Source organism: Acinetobacter sp. AG3, assembly GCF_022343575.1.
In the GTDB taxonomy this organism is placed as follows: Bacteria; Pseudomonadota; Gammaproteobacteria; order Pseudomonadales; family Moraxellaceae; genus Acinetobacter; species Acinetobacter guillouiae.
In genome coordinates, this window is the sequence record NZ_JAKQZD010000001.1 from 613,780 (window position 1) to 631,819 (window position 18,040).

Annotated in this window: 7 protein-coding genes, 2 tRNA genes, 3 rRNA genes and 1 pseudogene; 11 read left to right on the forward strand and 2 right to left on the reverse strand. The window is 42.2% G+C overall.

Going from position 1 to position 18,040, the window contains the following annotated elements:
- The first annotated feature begins 556 nt into the window (after positions 1-556).
- The 6 genes from L3V46_RS02915 to L3V46_RS02940 all read left to right on the forward strand — a co-directional run bounded on the left by L3V46_RS02915 (position 557) and on the right by L3V46_RS02940 (position 6,543).
- Positions 557-2,095 (forward strand): 16S ribosomal RNA (locus L3V46_RS02915).
- A gap of 59 nt (positions 2,096-2,154) precedes the next feature.
- Positions 2,155-2,231, forward strand: a tRNA-Ile gene (locus L3V46_RS02920).
- A gap of 44 nt (positions 2,232-2,275) precedes the next feature.
- A tRNA-Ala gene (locus tag L3V46_RS02925) sits at positions 2,276-2,351 on the forward strand.
- A gap of 337 nt (positions 2,352-2,688) precedes the next feature.
- Positions 2,689-5,579, forward strand: a 23S ribosomal RNA gene (locus L3V46_RS02930).
- A gap of 167 nt (positions 5,580-5,746) precedes the next feature.
- Positions 5,747-5,861, forward strand: a 5S ribosomal RNA gene (rrf, locus tag L3V46_RS02935).
- The 16S, 23S and 5S rRNA genes sit together here with 2 tRNA genes alongside, the layout of an rRNA operon.
- 178 nt (positions 5,862-6,039) lie before the next feature.
- Entirely contained in the window at positions 6,040-6,543 is a 504-nt protein-coding gene (locus tag L3V46_RS02940) for a DUF2004 domain-containing protein (RefSeq protein WP_239044874.1), read from the forward strand.
- A gap of 154 nt (positions 6,544-6,697) precedes the next feature.
- On the opposite strand, the gene L3V46_RS02945 is transcribed toward L3V46_RS02940, so the two are convergent.
- The gene (locus L3V46_RS02945; protein ID WP_239044875.1) at positions 6,698-10,054 is read right to left on the reverse strand and encodes a DEAD/DEAH box helicase; all 3,357 of its coding nucleotides are present in this window, start codon (positions 10,052-10,054) and stop codon (positions 6,698-6,700) included.
- Positions 10,055-10,248: 194 nt separating this feature from the next.
- Here L3V46_RS02945 and L3V46_RS02950 point away from each other — a divergent pair.
- Together L3V46_RS02950 and L3V46_RS02955 are read left to right on the forward strand one after the other, a co-directional pair.
- Positions 10,249-11,413 (forward strand): annotated as a pseudogene (locus L3V46_RS02950) (acyl-CoA dehydrogenase family protein).
- Positions 11,414-11,485: 72 nt separating this feature from the next.
- Complete coding sequence (locus L3V46_RS02955; protein ID WP_004817883.1) at positions 11,486-12,655, forward strand: acyl-CoA dehydrogenase family protein; 1,170 nt, start codon at positions 11,486-11,488, stop codon at positions 12,653-12,655.
- A 137-nt stretch (positions 12,656-12,792) separates the two neighbouring features.
- Here L3V46_RS02955 and L3V46_RS02960 read toward each other — a convergent pair whose 3' ends face one another.
- A complete protein-coding gene (locus L3V46_RS02960; RefSeq protein WP_004817882.1) occupies positions 12,793-13,392 on the reverse strand; it encodes a TetR/AcrR family transcriptional regulator in 600 nt (199 codons plus the stop codon).
- 166 nt (positions 13,393-13,558) lie between these two features.
- On the opposite strand from L3V46_RS02960, the gene L3V46_RS02965 reads away from it, so the two are divergent.
- The 3 genes from L3V46_RS02965 to L3V46_RS02975 all read left to right on the forward strand — a co-directional run bounded on the left by L3V46_RS02965 (position 13,559) and on the right by L3V46_RS02975 (position 17,967).
- Positions 13,559-15,349, forward strand: coding sequence for an acyclic terpene utilization AtuA family protein (locus L3V46_RS02965; protein WP_239044876.1), 1,791 nt, complete (start codon positions 13,559-13,561; stop codon positions 15,347-15,349).
- Between the two features lie 96 nt (positions 15,350-15,445).
- Positions 15,446-16,357, forward strand: a complete 912-nt coding sequence (locus L3V46_RS02970; protein WP_004817877.1) for an SDR family oxidoreductase — start codon at positions 15,446-15,448, stop codon at positions 16,355-16,357.
- On the forward strand, positions 16,354-17,967 hold the full coding sequence (locus L3V46_RS02975) for a carboxyl transferase domain-containing protein (protein ID WP_239044877.1): 1,614 nt from the start codon (positions 16,354-16,356) through the stop codon (positions 17,965-17,967). The genes L3V46_RS02970 and L3V46_RS02975 overlap by 4 nt, the downstream gene beginning before the upstream one ends.
- Positions 17,968-18,040: the final 73 nt, after the last annotated feature.

Consider the following 18,040-nt stretch of genomic DNA (forward strand, 5'->3'; position numbering starts at 1 on the left):
TAAAGTAAAAGTAGTCGATAACGATATAGCTATATTAAAGACTTCATAATCGTATTCTAACAGTAGTTATTGCATATGTATTAAAGCAAATTTGATTAAAAAGTGTGAATAAATATGATAAACGAACATTATTTGTTCGAACAATTAAAATAATTAAAAAAAGGGGTTGTGTTGGATTGGGAATGCTGTAGAATGCACATCCATCGGCGGTGATGTTAAATAAAACTTCTGATAAATCAGGCACTTGATTAAGTTGTTAAGATTTCGAATTGAGATTTTAAGGTGAGATTAGAGTTGGGTTTGTTGGAAAAAATAATTAACATTATTGATTGACTTTTTAGAGATAGAGAGTAGTATAGCCGACCTAGCTTGATGCTGACGAAGCATTGAGAAGATCATTAAGAGAATATGAAGAACAACTTGTGTGGATTTTTACTGATTGATTGATCGAAATATTATCATTGATTGATTGGTTTAAATTACTCGAAGTTTATTTGAGAGAATTTGTCAGTACATTGATGAGTCAGAATTGTGACCTTAAGTCACTAATGATTTTTAACTGAAGAGTTTGATCATGGCTCAGATTGAACGCTGGCGGCAGGCTTAACACATGCAAGTCGAGCGGGGGATGTTGCTTCGGTAACTGACCTAGCGGCGGACGGGTGAGTAATACTTAGGAATCTGCCTATTAATGGGGGACAACATCTCGAAAGGGATGCTAATACCGCATACGCCCTACGGGGGAAAGCAGGGGATCACTTGTGACCTTGCGTTAATAGATGAGCCTAAGTCGGATTAGCTAGTTGGTGGGGTAAAGGCCTACCAAGGCGACGATCTGTAGCGGGTCTGAGAGGATGATCCGCCACACTGGGACTGAGACACGGCCCAGACTCCTACGGGAGGCAGCAGTGGGGAATATTGGACAATGGGGGGAACCCTGATCCAGCCATGCCGCGTGTGTGAAGAAGGCCTTATGGTTGTAAAGCACTTTAAGCGAGGAGGAGGCTCTCTTGGTTAATACCCAAGAAGAGTGGACGTTACTCGCAGAATAAGCACCGGCTAACTCTGTGCCAGCAGCCGCGGTAATACAGAGGGTGCGAGCGTTAATCGGATTTACTGGGCGTAAAGCGTGCGTAGGCGGCTTTTTAAGTCGGATGTGAAATCCCCGAGCTTAACTTGGGAATTGCATTCGATACTGGGAAGCTAGAGTATGGGAGAGGATGGTAGAATTCCAGGTGTAGCGGTGAAATGCGTAGAGATCTGGAGGAATACCGATGGCGAAGGCAGCCATCTGGCCTAATACTGACGCTGAGGTACGAAAGCATGGGGAGCAAACAGGATTAGATACCCTGGTAGTCCATGCCGTAAACGATGTCTACTAGCCGTTGGGGCCTTTGAGGCTTTAGTGGCGCAGCTAACGCGATAAGTAGACCGCCTGGGGAGTACGGTCGCAAGACTAAAACTCAAATGAATTGACGGGGGCCCGCACAAGCGGTGGAGCATGTGGTTTAATTCGATGCAACGCGAAGAACCTTACCTGGTCTTGACATAGTAAGAACTTTCCAGAGATGGATTGGTGCCTTCGGGAACTTACATACAGGTGCTGCATGGCTGTCGTCAGCTCGTGTCGTGAGATGTTGGGTTAAGTCCCGCAACGAGCGCAACCCTTTTCCTTATTTGCCAGCACTTCGGGTGGGAACTTTAAGGATACTGCCAGTGACAAACTGGAGGAAGGCGGGGACGACGTCAAGTCATCATGGCCCTTACGACCAGGGCTACACACGTGCTACAATGGTCGGTACAAAGGGTTGCTACCTAGCGATAGGATGCTAATCTCAAAAAGCCGATCGTAGTCCGGATTGGAGTCTGCAACTCGACTCCATGAAGTCGGAATCGCTAGTAATCGCGGATCAGAATGCCGCGGTGAATACGTTCCCGGGCCTTGTACACACCGCCCGTCACACCATGGGAGTTTGTTGCACCAGAAGTAGGTAGTCTAACCGTAAGGAGGACGCTTACCACGGTGTGGCCGATGACTGGGGTGAAGTCGTAACAAGGTAGCCGTAGGGGAACCTGCGGCTGGATCACCTCCTTAACGAAAGATTGACGATTGGTAAGAATCCACAACAAGTTGTTCTTCATTGATGTATCTGAGGGTCTGTAGCTCAGTTGGTTAGAGCACACGCTTGATAAGCGTGGGGTCACAAGTTCAAGTCTTGTCAGACCCACCAAGTCTACTGAACACAGAAGAGCAGATATATTAAGATCTTAAGCTGGGGACTTAGCTTAGTTGGTAGAGCGCCTGCTTTGCACGCAGGAGGTCAACGGTTCGACTCCGTTAGTCTCCACCACTAATTAAAGACTAAGTGATTACAGAACTTAGTAAGCCGATAGCTTATTAAGTTCTGTGATTTATCACAGTTAACTACTCGCTGACGAGGCGGTAGTGAATCATTAACAGAATATATTTGAGTTGAAATAATTGTTTAAACTCGTTTTAGTTGATGTTAGCAAGTAATTGTTAATGTTGAATGAAATGAGCACTAGCGATAAAACTGAATCAAGCGTTTTGGTATATGAATTAAATTGAAGCTGTATAGTGATTAAATTCACAGGCAACAAATAGAAGTGATTAAGTTCACATTGTTGATCCTCCTTGTAGGGATTAACGACTGTTTGGGGTTGTATAGTCAAGTAATTAAGTGCATGTGGTGGATGCCTTGGCAGTCAGAGGCGATGAAAGACGTAATAGCCTGCGATAAGCTTCGGGGAGGCGGCAAATATCCTGTGATCCGGAGATTTCTGAATGGGGAAACCCACTTACCATAAGGTAGGTATCGCATGATGAATACATAGTCATGCGAGGCGAACGAGGGGAAGTGAAACATCTCAGTACCCTTAGGAAAAGAAATCAATTGAGATTCCCTCAGTAGCGGCGAGCGAACGGGGATCAGCCCATTAAGTTATATGTGTTTTAGCGGAAAGCTCTGGGAAGTGCTACCGTAGAGGGTGATAGTCCCGTACACGAAAGGGCACATATAATGATGACGAGTAGGGCGAGGCACGTGAAACCTTGTCTGAATATGGGGGGACCATCCTCCAAGGCTAAATACTCCTGACTGACCGATAGTGAACCAGTACCGTGAGGGAAAGGCGAAAAGAACCCCTGTGAGGGGAGTGAAATAGATCCTGAAACCGCATGCATACAAGCAGTGGGAGCCGACTTGTTCGGTGACTGCGTACCTTTTGTATAATGGGTCAGCGACTTATATTCAGTAGCAAGGTTAACCGTATAGGGGAGCCGTAGAGAAATCGAGTCTTAATAGGGCGTTTAGTTGCTGGGTATAGACCCGAAACCGGGTGATCTATCCATGAGCAGGTTGAAGGTTGGGTAACACTAACTGGAGGACCGAACCCACTGTCGTTGAAAAGCCAGGGGATGACTTGTGGATAGGGGTGAAAGGCTAATCAAACTCGGTGATAGCTGGTTCTCCCCGAAAGCTATTTAGGTAGCGCCTCGGACGAATACCATAGGGGGTAGAGCACTGTTTCGGCTAGGGGGTCATCCCGACTTACCAAACCGATGCAAACTCCGAATACCTATGAGTACTATCCGGGAGACAGACTGCGGGTGCTAACGTCCGTAGTCAAGAGGAAAACAATCCAGACCGCCAGCTAAGGCCCCCAAATTATAGTTAAGTGGGAAACGATGTGGGAAGGCATAGACAGCTAGGAGGTTGGCTTAGAAGCAGCCACCCTTTAAAGAAAGCGTAATAGCTCACTAGTCGAGTCGGCCTGCGCGGAAGATGTAACGGGGCTAAAACTATATGCCGAAGCTGCGGATGTGCACTATGTGCACGTGGTAGGGGAGCGTTCTGTAAGCCGATGAAGGTGTATTGAGAAGTATGCTGGAGGTATCAGAAGTGCGAATGCTGACGTGAGTAACGACAAAACGGGTGAAAAACCCGTTCGCTGAAAGACCAAGGGTTCCAGTCCAACGTTAATCGGGGCTGGGTGAGTCGACCCCTAAGGCGAGGCCGAGAGGCGTAGTCGATGGGAAATTGGTTAATATTCCAATACTTCTGTGTAATGCGATGAGAGGACGGAGAAAGTTAAGTCAGCCTGGCGTTGGTTGTCCAGGTGAAAGGCAGTAGGCATGCATCTTAGGCAAATCCGGGGTGCTCTATGCTGAGAGCTGATAGCAAGCTAGTTTACTAGCGAAGTGGCTGATACTATGCTTCCAGGAAAAGTCTCTAAGCTTCAGTTACACAGGAATCGTACCCTAAACCGACACAGGTGGTCAGGTCGAGTAGACCAAAGCGCTTGAGAGAACTCTGCTGAAGGAACTAGGCAAAATGGTACCGTAACTTCGGGAGAAGGTACGCTGCTGACGGTGATAGGACTTGCTCCTTGAGCTATTGGCAGCCACAGAAACCAGGCCCCTGCAACTGTTTATTAAAAACATAGCACTCTGCAAACACGAAAGTGGACGTATAGGGTGTGATGCCTGCCCGGTGCTGGAAGGTTAATTGATGGGGTTAGCGTAAGCGAAGCTCTTGATCGAAGCCCCAGTAAACGGCGGCCGTAACTATAACGGTCCTAAGGTAGCGAAATTCCTTGTCGGGTAAGTTCCGACCTGCACGAATGGCATAATGATGGGGGCGCTGTCTCCAGCAGAGGCTCAGTGAAATCGAAATCGCCGTGAAGATGCGGTGTACCCGCGGCTAGACGGAAAGACCCCGTGAACCTTTACTGCAGCTTGACATTGAACTTTGATCTTACTTGTGTAGGATAGGTGGGAGGCTTTGAAGTAGTGACGCCAGTTGCTATGGAGCCATCCTTGAAATACCACCCTGGTAATATTGAGGTTCTAACTCTGTCCCGTTATCCGGGACGAGGACCATGTCTGGTGGGTAGTTTGACTGGGGCGGTCTCCTCCTAAAGAGTAACGGAGGAGTACGAAGGTGCGCTCAGCGTGGTCGGAAATCACGCGTAGAGTATAAAGGCAAAAGCGCGCTTAACTGCGAGACCCACAAGTCGAGCAGGTACGAAAGTAGGTCTTAGTGATCCGGTGGTTCTGTATGGAAGGGCCATCGCTCAACGGATAAAAGGTACTCTGGGGATAACAGGCTGATACCGCCCAAGAGTTCATATCGACGGCGGTGTTTGGCACCTCGATGTCGGCTCATCTCATCCTGGGGCTGAAGCAGGTCCCAAGGGTATGGCTGTTCGCCATTTAAAGAGGTACGCGAGCTGGGTTTAGAACGTCGTGAGACAGTTCGGTCCCTATCTACCGTGGGCGTTGGAAATTTGAGAGGATCTGCTCCTAGTACGAGAGGACCAGAGTGGACGAACCTCTGGTGTACCGGTTGTGACGCCAGTCGCATCGCCGGGTAGCTATGTTCGGAAGGGATAACCGCTGAAAGCATCTAAGCGGGAAGCCTACCTCAAGATAAGATTTCCCTAGGACTTTATGTCCTCTAAAGAGCCGTTGAAGACTACGACGTTGATAGGTTGGATGTGGAAGTGCGGTGACGCATGAAGCTGACCAATACTAATTGCTCGTGAGGCTTGACTATACAACACCCAAGCAGTTGTATATGAAGCATCATTTGATTCATAAAAGATCAAACATACTTGATTTAGTTGTAAAGCTAGTTAAACTATTCAACTCAAATGTTCTGTTAAACTCATTTGGTACGAAGTAAGGCATTTAAATAAGACCCGAACAAGTCCATAACAGTTTGCTGGCGACAATAGCAAGAGTGAACCACCTGATCCCTTCCCGAACTCAGAAGTGAAACCTCTTAGCGCTGATGGTAGTGTGGGGTTACCCATGTGAGAGTAAGTCATCGCCAGCTTTTAAATCTAAAAACACCCCGTTCTTTAACGAGAGCGGGGTGTTTTTTTATGTGTATTATTTTAAGTGTTTTATTATTTTTAAAGACATAAATATAAAATCTAGACCAAGAATTTTTTATCATTAAATGATAAATTAATTGCTTTATCTAATATGTAAAAAATATAGGAATATAAAAAATGCCAGAATACACCTTGCCGCATTTTGGAACACTGCAATTAGAATCACTAGAAGAATATTACCAAGTTGATCTTGAGCTTAATGGCAAAGCCGTTCAAGTTGATTTAAATTTTGAAGCGAACACTTTGGATGTAGAAACTTTTCAACGAGTTAAGTCTTTTATTGAAAATATAGAAAAATTTGATCAAAAAAACCAAGATTATATTCAACAAGATTTTGAAAATGAAAAGGAAGGGACTGTTAAAGAATATGTGGATTTTCATATTGAAGAATTAGGCGAGGATTTCTTAGAAAAAATTGGGATTTCTAATCCAATAGATAAAGCACAGCAGTTTTTAACCAAATTATATTTAACAAGAGTTGGGCTTTATCCAGATGGAAAGTATGATACATCGTATTTTGCTGTCTTTGATTACACTACAAATAGAGACTTAACTGATCAGTTAATCGTCGTTAAAACAGATGATCACGGTAATTTGGATCATTTAAGTTGGGAAAGCTAACGATGCAGTAAAGTGAAGCAGCTGTATTTAGAAGTCTATAGATTCTAAAACAATGTAGGTATAAAAAACAAAAACCCATCAAGATGACGGGGTTTCTTTGTATTGATGCGTTAGATCTAACTTTTGTTAAATTTCACACCTTATCTTTAAAGTTTCAATCCAATAAACTCATGACATCATCTTCAGACAATTTCACTTCATTTTCATGATCAATACTTAGAATAGATTTGGCAAGATCAGCTTTATTTTTCTGTAAGGCTAAAATCTTTTCTTCAATACTTTGGTTGGTAATCAACTTATAAACAAATACAGGTTTATCTTGACCAATACGCCATGCACGATCAGACGCTTGATCTTCAGCCGCTGGGTTCCACCAAGGATCATAATGAATCACAGTATCAGCAGCAGTGAGATTAAGCCCTACACCGCCTGCCTTTAAGCTGATGAGGAAAACAGGAATATCGCCTGCTTGGAATGCGGTGATCACTTCATCACGTTTCTTGGTTTGTCCAGTAAGTTTTACATTTCGGATATTTAAGGTTTTTAAATGCTCTTCAATGAGTTGTAGCATCGTGGTGAATTGAGAGAAGATTAAAATCTTACGTCCTTCCTCAACCATATCTTGAACCATTTCCAATAAATGATCTAATTTTGCTGATTCAACATTTTGATTTTTGACTTGATCAAGCTGTAAAAGGCTTGGATGGCAGCAAACTTGTCGAAGTTTAAGTAATGCACTTAAAATTTGAATCTGGCTACGATGGAAGCCTTTCGCTGCAATCAACTCACGAATATTCTTTTGCATTGTTGCACGAACAGCTTCGTAGAGCTTAGATTGCTGTTCGTTCATATCAATATTGACTTCAATCGTGGTTTTTTCAGGAAGCTCTTTCGCCACCTCTGTTTTTAAACGACGCAACATAAACGGTTTAATACGAGAAATGAGTTTGGTTTTAACCTGAAGATCTGCATGTTTCTCGATAGGATTGCGATATTTTTTATTAAACAATTCCTGACTATATAAAAAACCAGGCATCAAGAAATGGAACAATGACCATAACTCACCCAAATGGTTTTCCATCGGTGTACCAGTTAAGCATAGACGATGTTTTGCTTTGATTTGTCGTACCACTTGAGAGGCTTTGGCCCGAGGGTTTTTAATGTTTTGCGCTTCATCCAAAATCAATAAATGATATTGATAGGGCAGTAAAAATTCTTCATCACGGCCCAAAAGCGGGTAGGTACTCAACACAATATCTACGTTTTTAATCTCTTGAAAATGCTCGACTCGATCATGTCCTTGTAAGACCAAAACTTTTAATTCAGGGGTGAATTTCTCAGCTTCTTTACGCCAGTTATGCATTAAAGAGGTTGGTGCAATAATCAAGGCTGGGCGTTGATTTAATCGGCCTGCCTGCTTTTCTAATAGAATATGCGCAAGTGTTTGTGCTGTTTTACCGAGTCCCATATCATCGGCAAGGATACCGCCATGTTCAGTTTCACGTAAAAACTGTAGCCATGCTAAACCTTGTTGTTGATATGGGCGTAGTTCGCCTTGGAAGCCTTGTGGTGTACAGATTTGATCTTGATAACTATTTTGAAGCTTTTCAGCAAATATTTTCAGGCGTTCGTTGGTGCGCCAAGGCATGCCCAAATGATGCTGTAAATCTAAGAATTGAGCGGCATCGTATTGATCTAATGTTGCAGATTCAGGATGTCGTAAAATTTCTTTTAAATAGATCAGAATGGGCTTAATTTCTTGCTTTCTAAGCGCCAGTTGTGTTTGAGCTTCTTTTAAATGAACAATTAAGAAGCTGTCACTGTCCATTTTTTCAATATAGTCATCTTCTAAAAGATGTGGATTATGCTGTATCGCATAGCCAAGAAGATCAATCAGGTTATAGGTGTTGCCATTCATATCCTGAATCGTCGCACCGACATTAAACCAGTCTTGTTTTTTTTCAGATTCATTTAATGAGAGTTGCAGGTTTTGTGTTGCACTTAAATTGAACTGACTATCTAGGGTATGTTCAACTTTCCAGCCGAGACCTTCGATTTTATTTTCAGGAACCAGCTGCTCAACCCAAGCCATGGGATCTGCATAAACAATTGAGTTTTCAGTGATGTCATCAAAAGCGGGGCGTTTGCTTTTTGGTAGCTTGCTAATCCGTTGCATGGATTTAACTGAATGAATTAATTCATCAATATGTTTCTTTTCAGCAACTAAATCGCGTTGTTGGCGAACCGCTTTTTCATCAATATTGATAATGAAACTGTCATCAGGGAAACCCGCTTTAATTCGTCCAGCTGAGTATTCAAATTCAATTTCAGCAATTGCATAATGATGCATATGACCAAGACGATCATATTGCGGATGTGTTCCAAAACGTAAAATAGGTGTGGGTTTGCCTTTTAATATTTCTATACTTTGTGTAAATGGCGCTTGAGGTAAATCTTCAAAAAGTGCATAGGGTTGAATCACTTGCTCAAATTCAGCCATTAATTCCACAGGCATTTGTGGCATATTTAGCAATTCTTCGATCATTTCACTAGAATATAAAGACTCAAGTACACCGACTTGGTTTTTAAGGGTATCGAGATAACTTAATGGATGAGAATGAATAATATAAATTTGTTCAGCATGGTCAGGTGGAATTTCTAGATGATTTTCATCAAAAAATTGTGCTTTAAGTTTCTCTGTTTGTTGTTCTGTACGTGTTTGCCAGTTGAATTCAATTTTATAAGCTTGATCAGACCATGTTAAAGGTAATCTTTGTACATCAAGTGCGTAACAAGCGCTACTTTGAATAGCCGTTCTTAGATGTTCTTGATAGATTCCTGAAATATCCCATGACGCAGGATAGAAATGAACATCGCTAAAATTTAGCTTAGCGAAAAAATACAAATGACTAAAGATTTTCTTTTCTTCTTTGCTCACTTTAAGACGTTCATTTAATACATTGTCATAGCTGGTATAGAGCGCGGTATCTCTAATTTTTCCATCTTTGTTACGACGAACTTTAAAAACACTAAGTTGTAATTTGGCGGTGTTATTTTTTGGTTGGAAAATATAAATAAGTTGGTGCTGTACTGGCGTTTCAGTGCGTTGAACTTGTGCCAATTGTTGTTTAAATTGAGCGAGCCAAGCTTTTGCCGTGGTGTGGGTAGAACTATTTGTTGTGGTTTGAGCCTGGTCTAATGGGTTTAGTTTTTGACGTGCGGCTGGGTTGGAAAGCTGTTGATCATAAAAATAACGTGCAAGTGCAGCCGAATGCTTACAATCGTAACCAACAGGGCAACTACAGTCGGTATCCACAATTTTATTTGTTAAAGGATTATAGATAACAGCCGTTTCATAATAATCCGTTCCCTGAATTTGTGCTTCGATGACTAAATTATCCCGATCAGGATAGACCTCTAAGGATTTTAGATCAATTTTTTTGACATAACTCAAGCTTCTTTGAATGGTTGCAGGGTTAAAACGTGATAAAAATTGATTCAATGTCGCCATTATTTATAGAGCTAAAAATTAAAAGGAAATTACTAACAGTGTAACGGATTTTTGATCATGAATCTGAAATTAATATATGAGTTTTGATCAAAAATGACATGTTTTTAAATACAAATTGATCGTTTCTGCAACTTTAAATTAAATAAAATCTGTCAGTATAAGTTTTTCAAAATAATGCTGGGAAGCAAATCAAGATGAAGCATAATCCAATTTACTATACAGATCAGCATTTTGCATTTGCAGATTCCATTCGAAAGTTTGTTCAAAAAGAAATAATGCCACATATCAATCAATGGGAAGAGGCAGAGACCTTTCCAAAAGAACTTTATAAAAAAGCCGCAGATATCGGCTTATTGGGGATAGGTTTTGACGAAAACTATGGGGGAATTCCAGAAACCGATGCTTTTCATGTGTTGTTGTCTTCGATTGAGTTAGCTAAAACAGGTTCAGGTGGTTTATGTGCTTCCTTATTGTCACACTCGATTGGCGCACCTCCGATCAATCATTTTGCTTCAGATGAGATTAAACAAACTGTACTGACTCAAATCTTGGCAGGCGAAAAAATTTCAGCGTTGGCGATTACTGAACCCACGGGTGGTTCTGATGTAGCAGCACTTAAAACCAAAGCTGTACGGGATGGTCAAGACTATATTGTCAGTGGAGAAAAAACCTTTATTACATCGGGCATTCGTGCGGATTATTATACCGTTGCGGTACGTACAGATCCTGATGCCAAAGGCCCGAATGGTATCTCGATGTTATTGATGGATGCTCATAGTGACGGCATAAGCAAATCAAAACTCGACAAAAATGGGATGGTGGGCTTCGGATACAGCTCATCTCCATTTTGATCAAGTTCGTGTTCCTGCAAGTAATTTGTTGGGGGCAGAAAATATGGGTTTCCTTGTGATTATGAATAACTTCAATATGGAGCGGTTTTTTCTTGCTGCCAGTAGTTATGGTTTTGCATTAGCCTGTTATGAAGAAGCATTGGAATGGGCACAAGAACGAAAAACCTTTGGTAAACGTTTAGTTGATCATCAAGTGGTTCGGCATAAATTAGTCGATATGGCGACTCGCTTAACCACAACACTTGCTTTGTTGGAGGATACTGCTTATCGCTTAGGGAAGCCTGAAATGCAGGGCAATGAGTTGATTGCGCAAATCTGTATGCTTAAAAATGTGGCCACTCAAACTATGCAATTTTGTGCCGATGCAGCTGTACAAACTTTAGGGGGCATGGGCTTTATGCGAGGCACCAAGTCTGAACGGATTTACCGTGATGTTAAAGTCAATATGATTGGTGGTGGGGCGGAAGAAATTATGAAAGACCTCGCGAGTCGTCAATTGGGCTATTAGAATATCGAGAATGGATTAAACTAGAACTGTACACAATAAATCGCAATAAAAATAAGCAGGGAACAACAAGATATGGATCATTTAAATAATCCGATTTACTACACCGCTGAGCATCGTGCATTTGCAGACAGTGTGAAGAAATTTGTTGAAAAAGAGATTTCTCCTTTTGTCAATGAATGGGATGAGGCTGAAACTTTTCCTCGTGCGCTTTATCAAAAGGCTGCTGCAATTGGTCTATTGGGTTTAGGCTTTGATGATGAGCATGGAGGAATCTCAGATGCAGATGCATTTCATGTATTCTTAGCCGCAGTTGAAACAGCCAAAGCAGGCTCTGGTGGCGTACATATTTCTTTGATGATTCATACCATTGGTACACCACCAATTCATCATTTTGCCCAGCCGCATATTCGTGACAAGGTGATGCCACAAATTATTTCAGGCGAAAAAATTTCTGCACTTGCGATTACTGAACCAAGCGGCGGTTCTGATGTTGCTGCATTACAAACCAAAGCAATCCGCGAAGGTGATTTTTATTTGGTCAGTGGTGAAAAAACCTTTATTACTTCAGGTATGCGCGCAGATTATTATACGGTAGCGGTGAGAACCGATCCTGAAAATAAAGGTGCGAGTGGTATTTCGATGTTATTGGTTGATGCACATAGTGATGGCATCACTAAATCACCTTTAAAGAAAATGGGCTGGTGGGCATCGGATACTGCTCATTTGCATTTTGACCAAGTCAAAGTTCCTGTAGAAAATCTTCTTGGTGAAGAAAATGCTGGCTTTAAGGTCATTATGAAAAACTTCAATATGGAACGCTTTTGGTTGGCTTCTATGGCCTATGGTTATGCCTTGGTCTGTTATCAAGAGGCTTTAGAATGGTCTAAAGCGCGGAAGACTTTTGGAAAACGCTTAGTTGATCATCAAGTGGTACGACATAAGTTGGTTGATATGGCAACGCGTTTAACCACAACACGGGCATTATTGGAAGATACTGCTTATCGTATGGGGCAAGCTGAACTACAGGGCAGTGATTTAATTGCACAAATTTGTATGTCAAAGAATATCGCAACCCAAACCATGCAGTTCTGTGCAGATGCAGCAGTGCAGACTCTAGGTGGCATGGGCTTTATGCGAGGGACTAAATCCGAGCGTATTTATCGTGAAGTCAAAGTAAATATGATCGGTGGCGGTGCTGAAGAAATCATGAAAGATTTGATTAGTAAGCAGTTGGGGTTTTGATCACTCATTTGGGAATAATAAAAACTTACAATGCTGGTTTCTGCTAAAAATAACCATAGGTGCGCTAGAGGCCTAGGGTTATTGTCAATTTAAGGAGTCTTTATCTGAAATATGAGGCTTGCGAAGATAAATTGCGCTCATTTCAAAGCCATTTCTAAAACGATTTCAGTCAGTTCATCTAAGCTCATTTTACCATTGGGATTATACCAAGTGACGGTCCAAGCAATCGCACCGCCCAATAAACGGCGCCAAATAAAAGCATCATGCTGAATTTTACCGAGGTCGCGCAATTTCTCAATCACAGCGAACCAGATATCCTCATAATCATTTCGTAGTTTAAGAAGTTCATCTTGTCGTTGTTTCGACAATGCAAACCATTCATAAACTAAAACAGCCATGGCTGAACCGGTATCTCCAGTAATCGAAATTAACTCAGCTTTGATCAAGTGTTTTAACTGTTGTTCAGCATCATCCGATTTTTGGATTGCATCAAGCATACGGGCATGATTGTAAATAATGGTTTCATGCATGACATTGGCAAGAATATCATCCTTGCTTTTAAAATGATGAAATAAGCTACCCGATTGAATTCCAATAAAATTTGCTAACTCACGAACTGTGGTTTTGGCATAACCTTGCTTATGAAATAAATAAGCAGCACCAAGTAATAAACGACCTTTAGGGCTGTCATCAAAACATGCGATTGGTTGGATATCATCGATTGAGTGAGCAATCATCGGATCATTTTTTCCATAAAGTTAAGCAAATTATTCATTGTTTAAAACGTGTTTTAGCACATTTGCCAATTCAGGATAACATTTTGCCCTTTACAAACCAAGCGCTTGCTTGGTAGATTGATGTATAAATTTTATTCAGAACAATGAAAACAAGATAGGTGTGAAAATGGAAGATCAGCGTATTGTGAAAATTGGATGTGCTTCAGGTTTCTGGGGGGACACCAATACCGCAGCATTTCAGTTGGTACATTTGTCTGACATCAATTATTTGGTTTTTGATTACCTTTCAGAAATCACCATGTCTATCATGGCAAAAGCGATGATGACCAATCCAGAACATGGTTATGCTTTGGATTTTGTCAGTCGGGTGATGACACCGCTGCTTAAAAAAATCAGTGATAAAAAAATAAAAGTGATTAGCAATGCTGGTGGTGTCAATCCATTGGCATGTCGTGATGCCTTGCAGAAAGTGCTTGAAGCACAAGGATTGGATTTAAAAATTGCAGTGGTATTAGGGGATGACCTAATGCCACAACAAGCCGAATTAAACACGCAAAATATTAAAGAGATGTTTAGTGGCGAAGATTTGCCTAGCCAATTAGCCAGTTGTAATGCATATCTAGGAGCTGTTCCAATTCGAGACGCACTTGATCAAGGTGCAGATATTATCATCACTGGGCGAGTGGTGGATTCAGCAGTGGTGCTTGCACCTTTGTTGCATGAATATCAATGGTCCTTAGAGGATTATGACAAGCTGTCCCAAGGCGCTTTAGCAGGGCATATCATTGAGTGTGGTGCACAATGTACAGGTGGCAATTTCACCGATTGGCGCTTAGTACAAGGCTTTGACAATATGGGGTTTCCAATTGTTGAAGTGAAAGCAGATGCATCATTTATTGTGACTAAACCCAAAGGAACCGGTGGACTGGTTTCGGTTGCAACTGTTGCTGAACAAGTTGTCTATGAAATTGGCAATCCGCAAGCGTATTTACTGCCCGATGTCACAGCAGATTTTAGCCAAGTGAAATTAGAACAGGTGGGTAAAGATCGAGTTTTAGTGATTGGCGCAAAAGGTAGAGCACCAACACAACAATATAAAGTCAGTGCAACCTATCCCGATGGTTATCGTGTTTTGGTGAGTTTCCTGATAGCAGGACGCGAAGCTCCTGAAAAAGCCCAAGTAATTGCAGATGCAATATTAACTAAATGTGAGCGTGTTTTAGCATTACGTTCAGTTCCGCCATTCTTAGAAAAATCAGTTGAAATATTGGGTATTGAAAGTACTTATGGCGCAAATGCACAGCAGATCAATAGTCGAGAAGTAGTTGTCAAAATCGCTGTAAAGCACATGCTTAAAGAAGCATGTATGTTCTTTGCTTCTGAAATTGCCCAAGCATCTACCGGAATGGCACCTGCATTGGCTGGAATTGTTGGGGGGCGTCCCAAAGCTTCCCCTGTGATTAAGTTGTTCTCGTTTTTAGTGGATAAATCAAAACTAAGTGTTGCGATCGACATCAATGGTCAGCGTCAAAATATACCGATTCCATCAGGTTGCTCAGATCAATCTTTTGATGTTGTTGCAGTGGGTGAGGTGGCTCAATTTACGGGTCAGGAGATTGTAGTTCCTTTAGTTGAAATTGCCCATGCTCGGAGTGGCGATAAAGGCAATCACAGCAATATTGGAGTGATCGCACGTCAGCCTGAATATCTACCTTGGATTCGCGCCAATTTGACTGAGGAAAAGGTCAAAGAATATATGCAGCATGTTTTAGACCCTGAAAAGTCTAAAGTGATTCGTTATGAAATCACAGGGTTTAATGCCTTAAATTTTATGCTGGAAAATGCCTTAGGTGGTGGAGGAATTGCCAGTTTACGTATTGATCCACAAGGTAAAGCTTTTGCTCAGCAGCTTTTAGATATGCCAGTCAAAATCCCAGCGAGTTTAAAGTCCTTCTAATCCTTGTTTACGAACGTGGGGTGAATTCCTCGCTTTTTAAAAGGGAGCTTGGAGCGGGATTTAAGCAAGTTAAAAGACAACAATTTGGATATAAAAATGCATTATCACTCAATATTTAGATCGGATGCTTTTCAGGACCAAGTCATCATTGTGACCGGTGGTGGTTCGGGTATAGGACGCTGTACTGCTCATGAACTGGCTGCTTTAGGGGCTCAAGTGGTGATTACAGGGCGGAAAATTGAAAAGCTGGAAAATGTCAGCAAAGAAATCATCGAAGATGGTGGCAAAGTTCATTTTATCGTTTGTGATAATCGCGAAGAACACAACGTGAAAGAGATGATTGCTGAAGTGATTGAAAAATTTGGCAGACTTGATGGGCTTGTCAATAACGCTGGCGGTCAGTTTCCCTCAAATTTAGAAGGCATTTCTGCCAACGGTTTTGATGCTGTGGTACGGAACAATCTGCATTCAACTTTCTACTTAATGAAAGAAGCCTATAACCAGTGGATGGCAAAACATGGTGGCAGTATTGTCAATATGGCAGCCGATATGTGGGGTGGCATGCCGGGGATGGGACACTCTGGTGCAGCCCGTGCTGGGGTAGATAATTTAACCAAAACAGCAGCGGTGGAATGGGGACGTTCTGGGGTACGTGTTAACTGTGTTGCACCTGGTTGGGTTGTTTCTTCAGGAATGGATAATTACACCGGTGATTTTGCCAAATTTATCATTCCAAGTTTGGCGGGGAATGTACCATTGAAACGGATGGGGACAGAGTCTGAAATTTCTTCAGCGATCTGCTATTTGCTTTCAGAAGCAGCAGGTTTTATTTCTGGCATGACGATTCGTATTGATGGCGCTGCGTCCTTAGGCACTCGAATGTATCCATTGGCAGATGCTTCAAATAGTGAGTCGTTTAATGGCTTCCATCGTGCCTTTATTCCAGATGTATTAAAACAACAATTGAGTGATCAAACCAATAACCAGCAGACAGGAGAAAATTCATGACTGTTCTCCAATCCGAAATTGCAGTTGGCAGTGAGCAATTTGAACAGAACAAGCAGGCATTACTTGCTCAAATTGCCGAAGTGCGTGCAGTACAAAATAAGAATATTGAAAAATCATATGCAGCCAAACCCAAATTTGACAAGAAAGGTAAAATTTTACCGCATGAACGTGTCCGTTTAGCTCTTGATGCTGATTCACCATTTGTAGAACTGTGTGGCTTGGTGGGTTATGCCATGCATGATGATAAAGATGGTTCAGATGCAGGTGGTGGAATTATTTCAGGGATCGGTTTTGTCAGCGGTGTTCGTTGTCTGATTTCAGCAAGTAACAGTGCAATCAAAGGCGGAACAATGTCGCCGATGGGGGTACAAAAAACCTTACGTTTGCAGGCGATTGCTTTTGAACAGAAATTACCGATGCTGACCCTTACCGAAAGTGGGGGGGCCAACTTAAATTACGCTGCTGAAGTATTTACTTATGGTGGAATGACCTTTGCCAATCAGGCACGACTGTCTGCCGCAGGTTTACCCCAAGTCTCCGTGGTACATGGCAATGCAACAGCCGGTGGAGCGTATCAACCGGGTCTATCTGATTATGTGATTGCAGTTCGTAAGCAAACTGAGATGTTACTCGCAGGGCCACCTTTACTTTTGGCGGCAACCGGAGAAGTGGCAACAGCAGAGGAACTCGGTGGTGCAGAAATGCATGCACAAGTTGCTGGAACAGCAGAATTTTTAGCCGAGAATGATGCCGATGGGATTCGTATTGCCCGTGATGTTTTTGAGCATCTTAACTGGAAAGAGCAAACTCAAAAGTTAAACTTAAGCTATAAAGAGCCACGTTATCCTGCCGAGGAGCTGTTAGGGATTATTCCTGCAAGTCCGAAGCAGCCTTTTGACATGAAAGATGTGATTGCACGAATTGTTGATGACTCTGAATTTTTTGAAGTAAAACAAGAATATGATGCATTGACCGTGTGTGGCTGGGCAAAAATTGGTGGATTACATATCGGAATTATCACCAACAATGGACCGATTACCCCACAAGGCGCGACCAAGGCTGCACAATTCATTCACCTCTGTGAACAGACCAAACGCCCCTTACTGTTTTTACATAACACCACTGGCTTTATGGTCGGAACTGATGCTGAACAGAACGGCATTATTAAGCATGGTTCAAAATTGATTCAGGCCGTTGCCAATACCACTGTACCGAAAATTTCGATCGTTGTGGCTGGTTCTTATGGTGCGGGCAATTACGCGATGTGTGGACGTCCATTGTCACCGCAATTTATTTTTGCATGGCCAAATTCGCATGTGGCAGTGATGGGTTCAGCTCAGGCAGGCAAGGTATTACGTATCGTAGCGGAAGGAAAACAAAAAGCTTCAGGGATGGAGCCTAACGAGCAGATGCTGGATTTCTTAGAGCAAAGTACAGCAGCAAAATTAGAACAGCAGTCAACCGCCTTATTTAATACGGCCATGTTGCATGATGATGGCATTATCGATCCGCGTGATACACGCAAAGTCCTGATCTTCTTACTAGAAACAATTTATGAAGCAGAACATCGCAAACTAAATCCAATACGATTTGGTGTATCGAGGCTTTAAAAGTCCTCGCCCTTTGCAAAACTCATCGTTCCTCATCTTTTAAAAGTGAGGTGTTCTCCGCTTTATTAAAGCG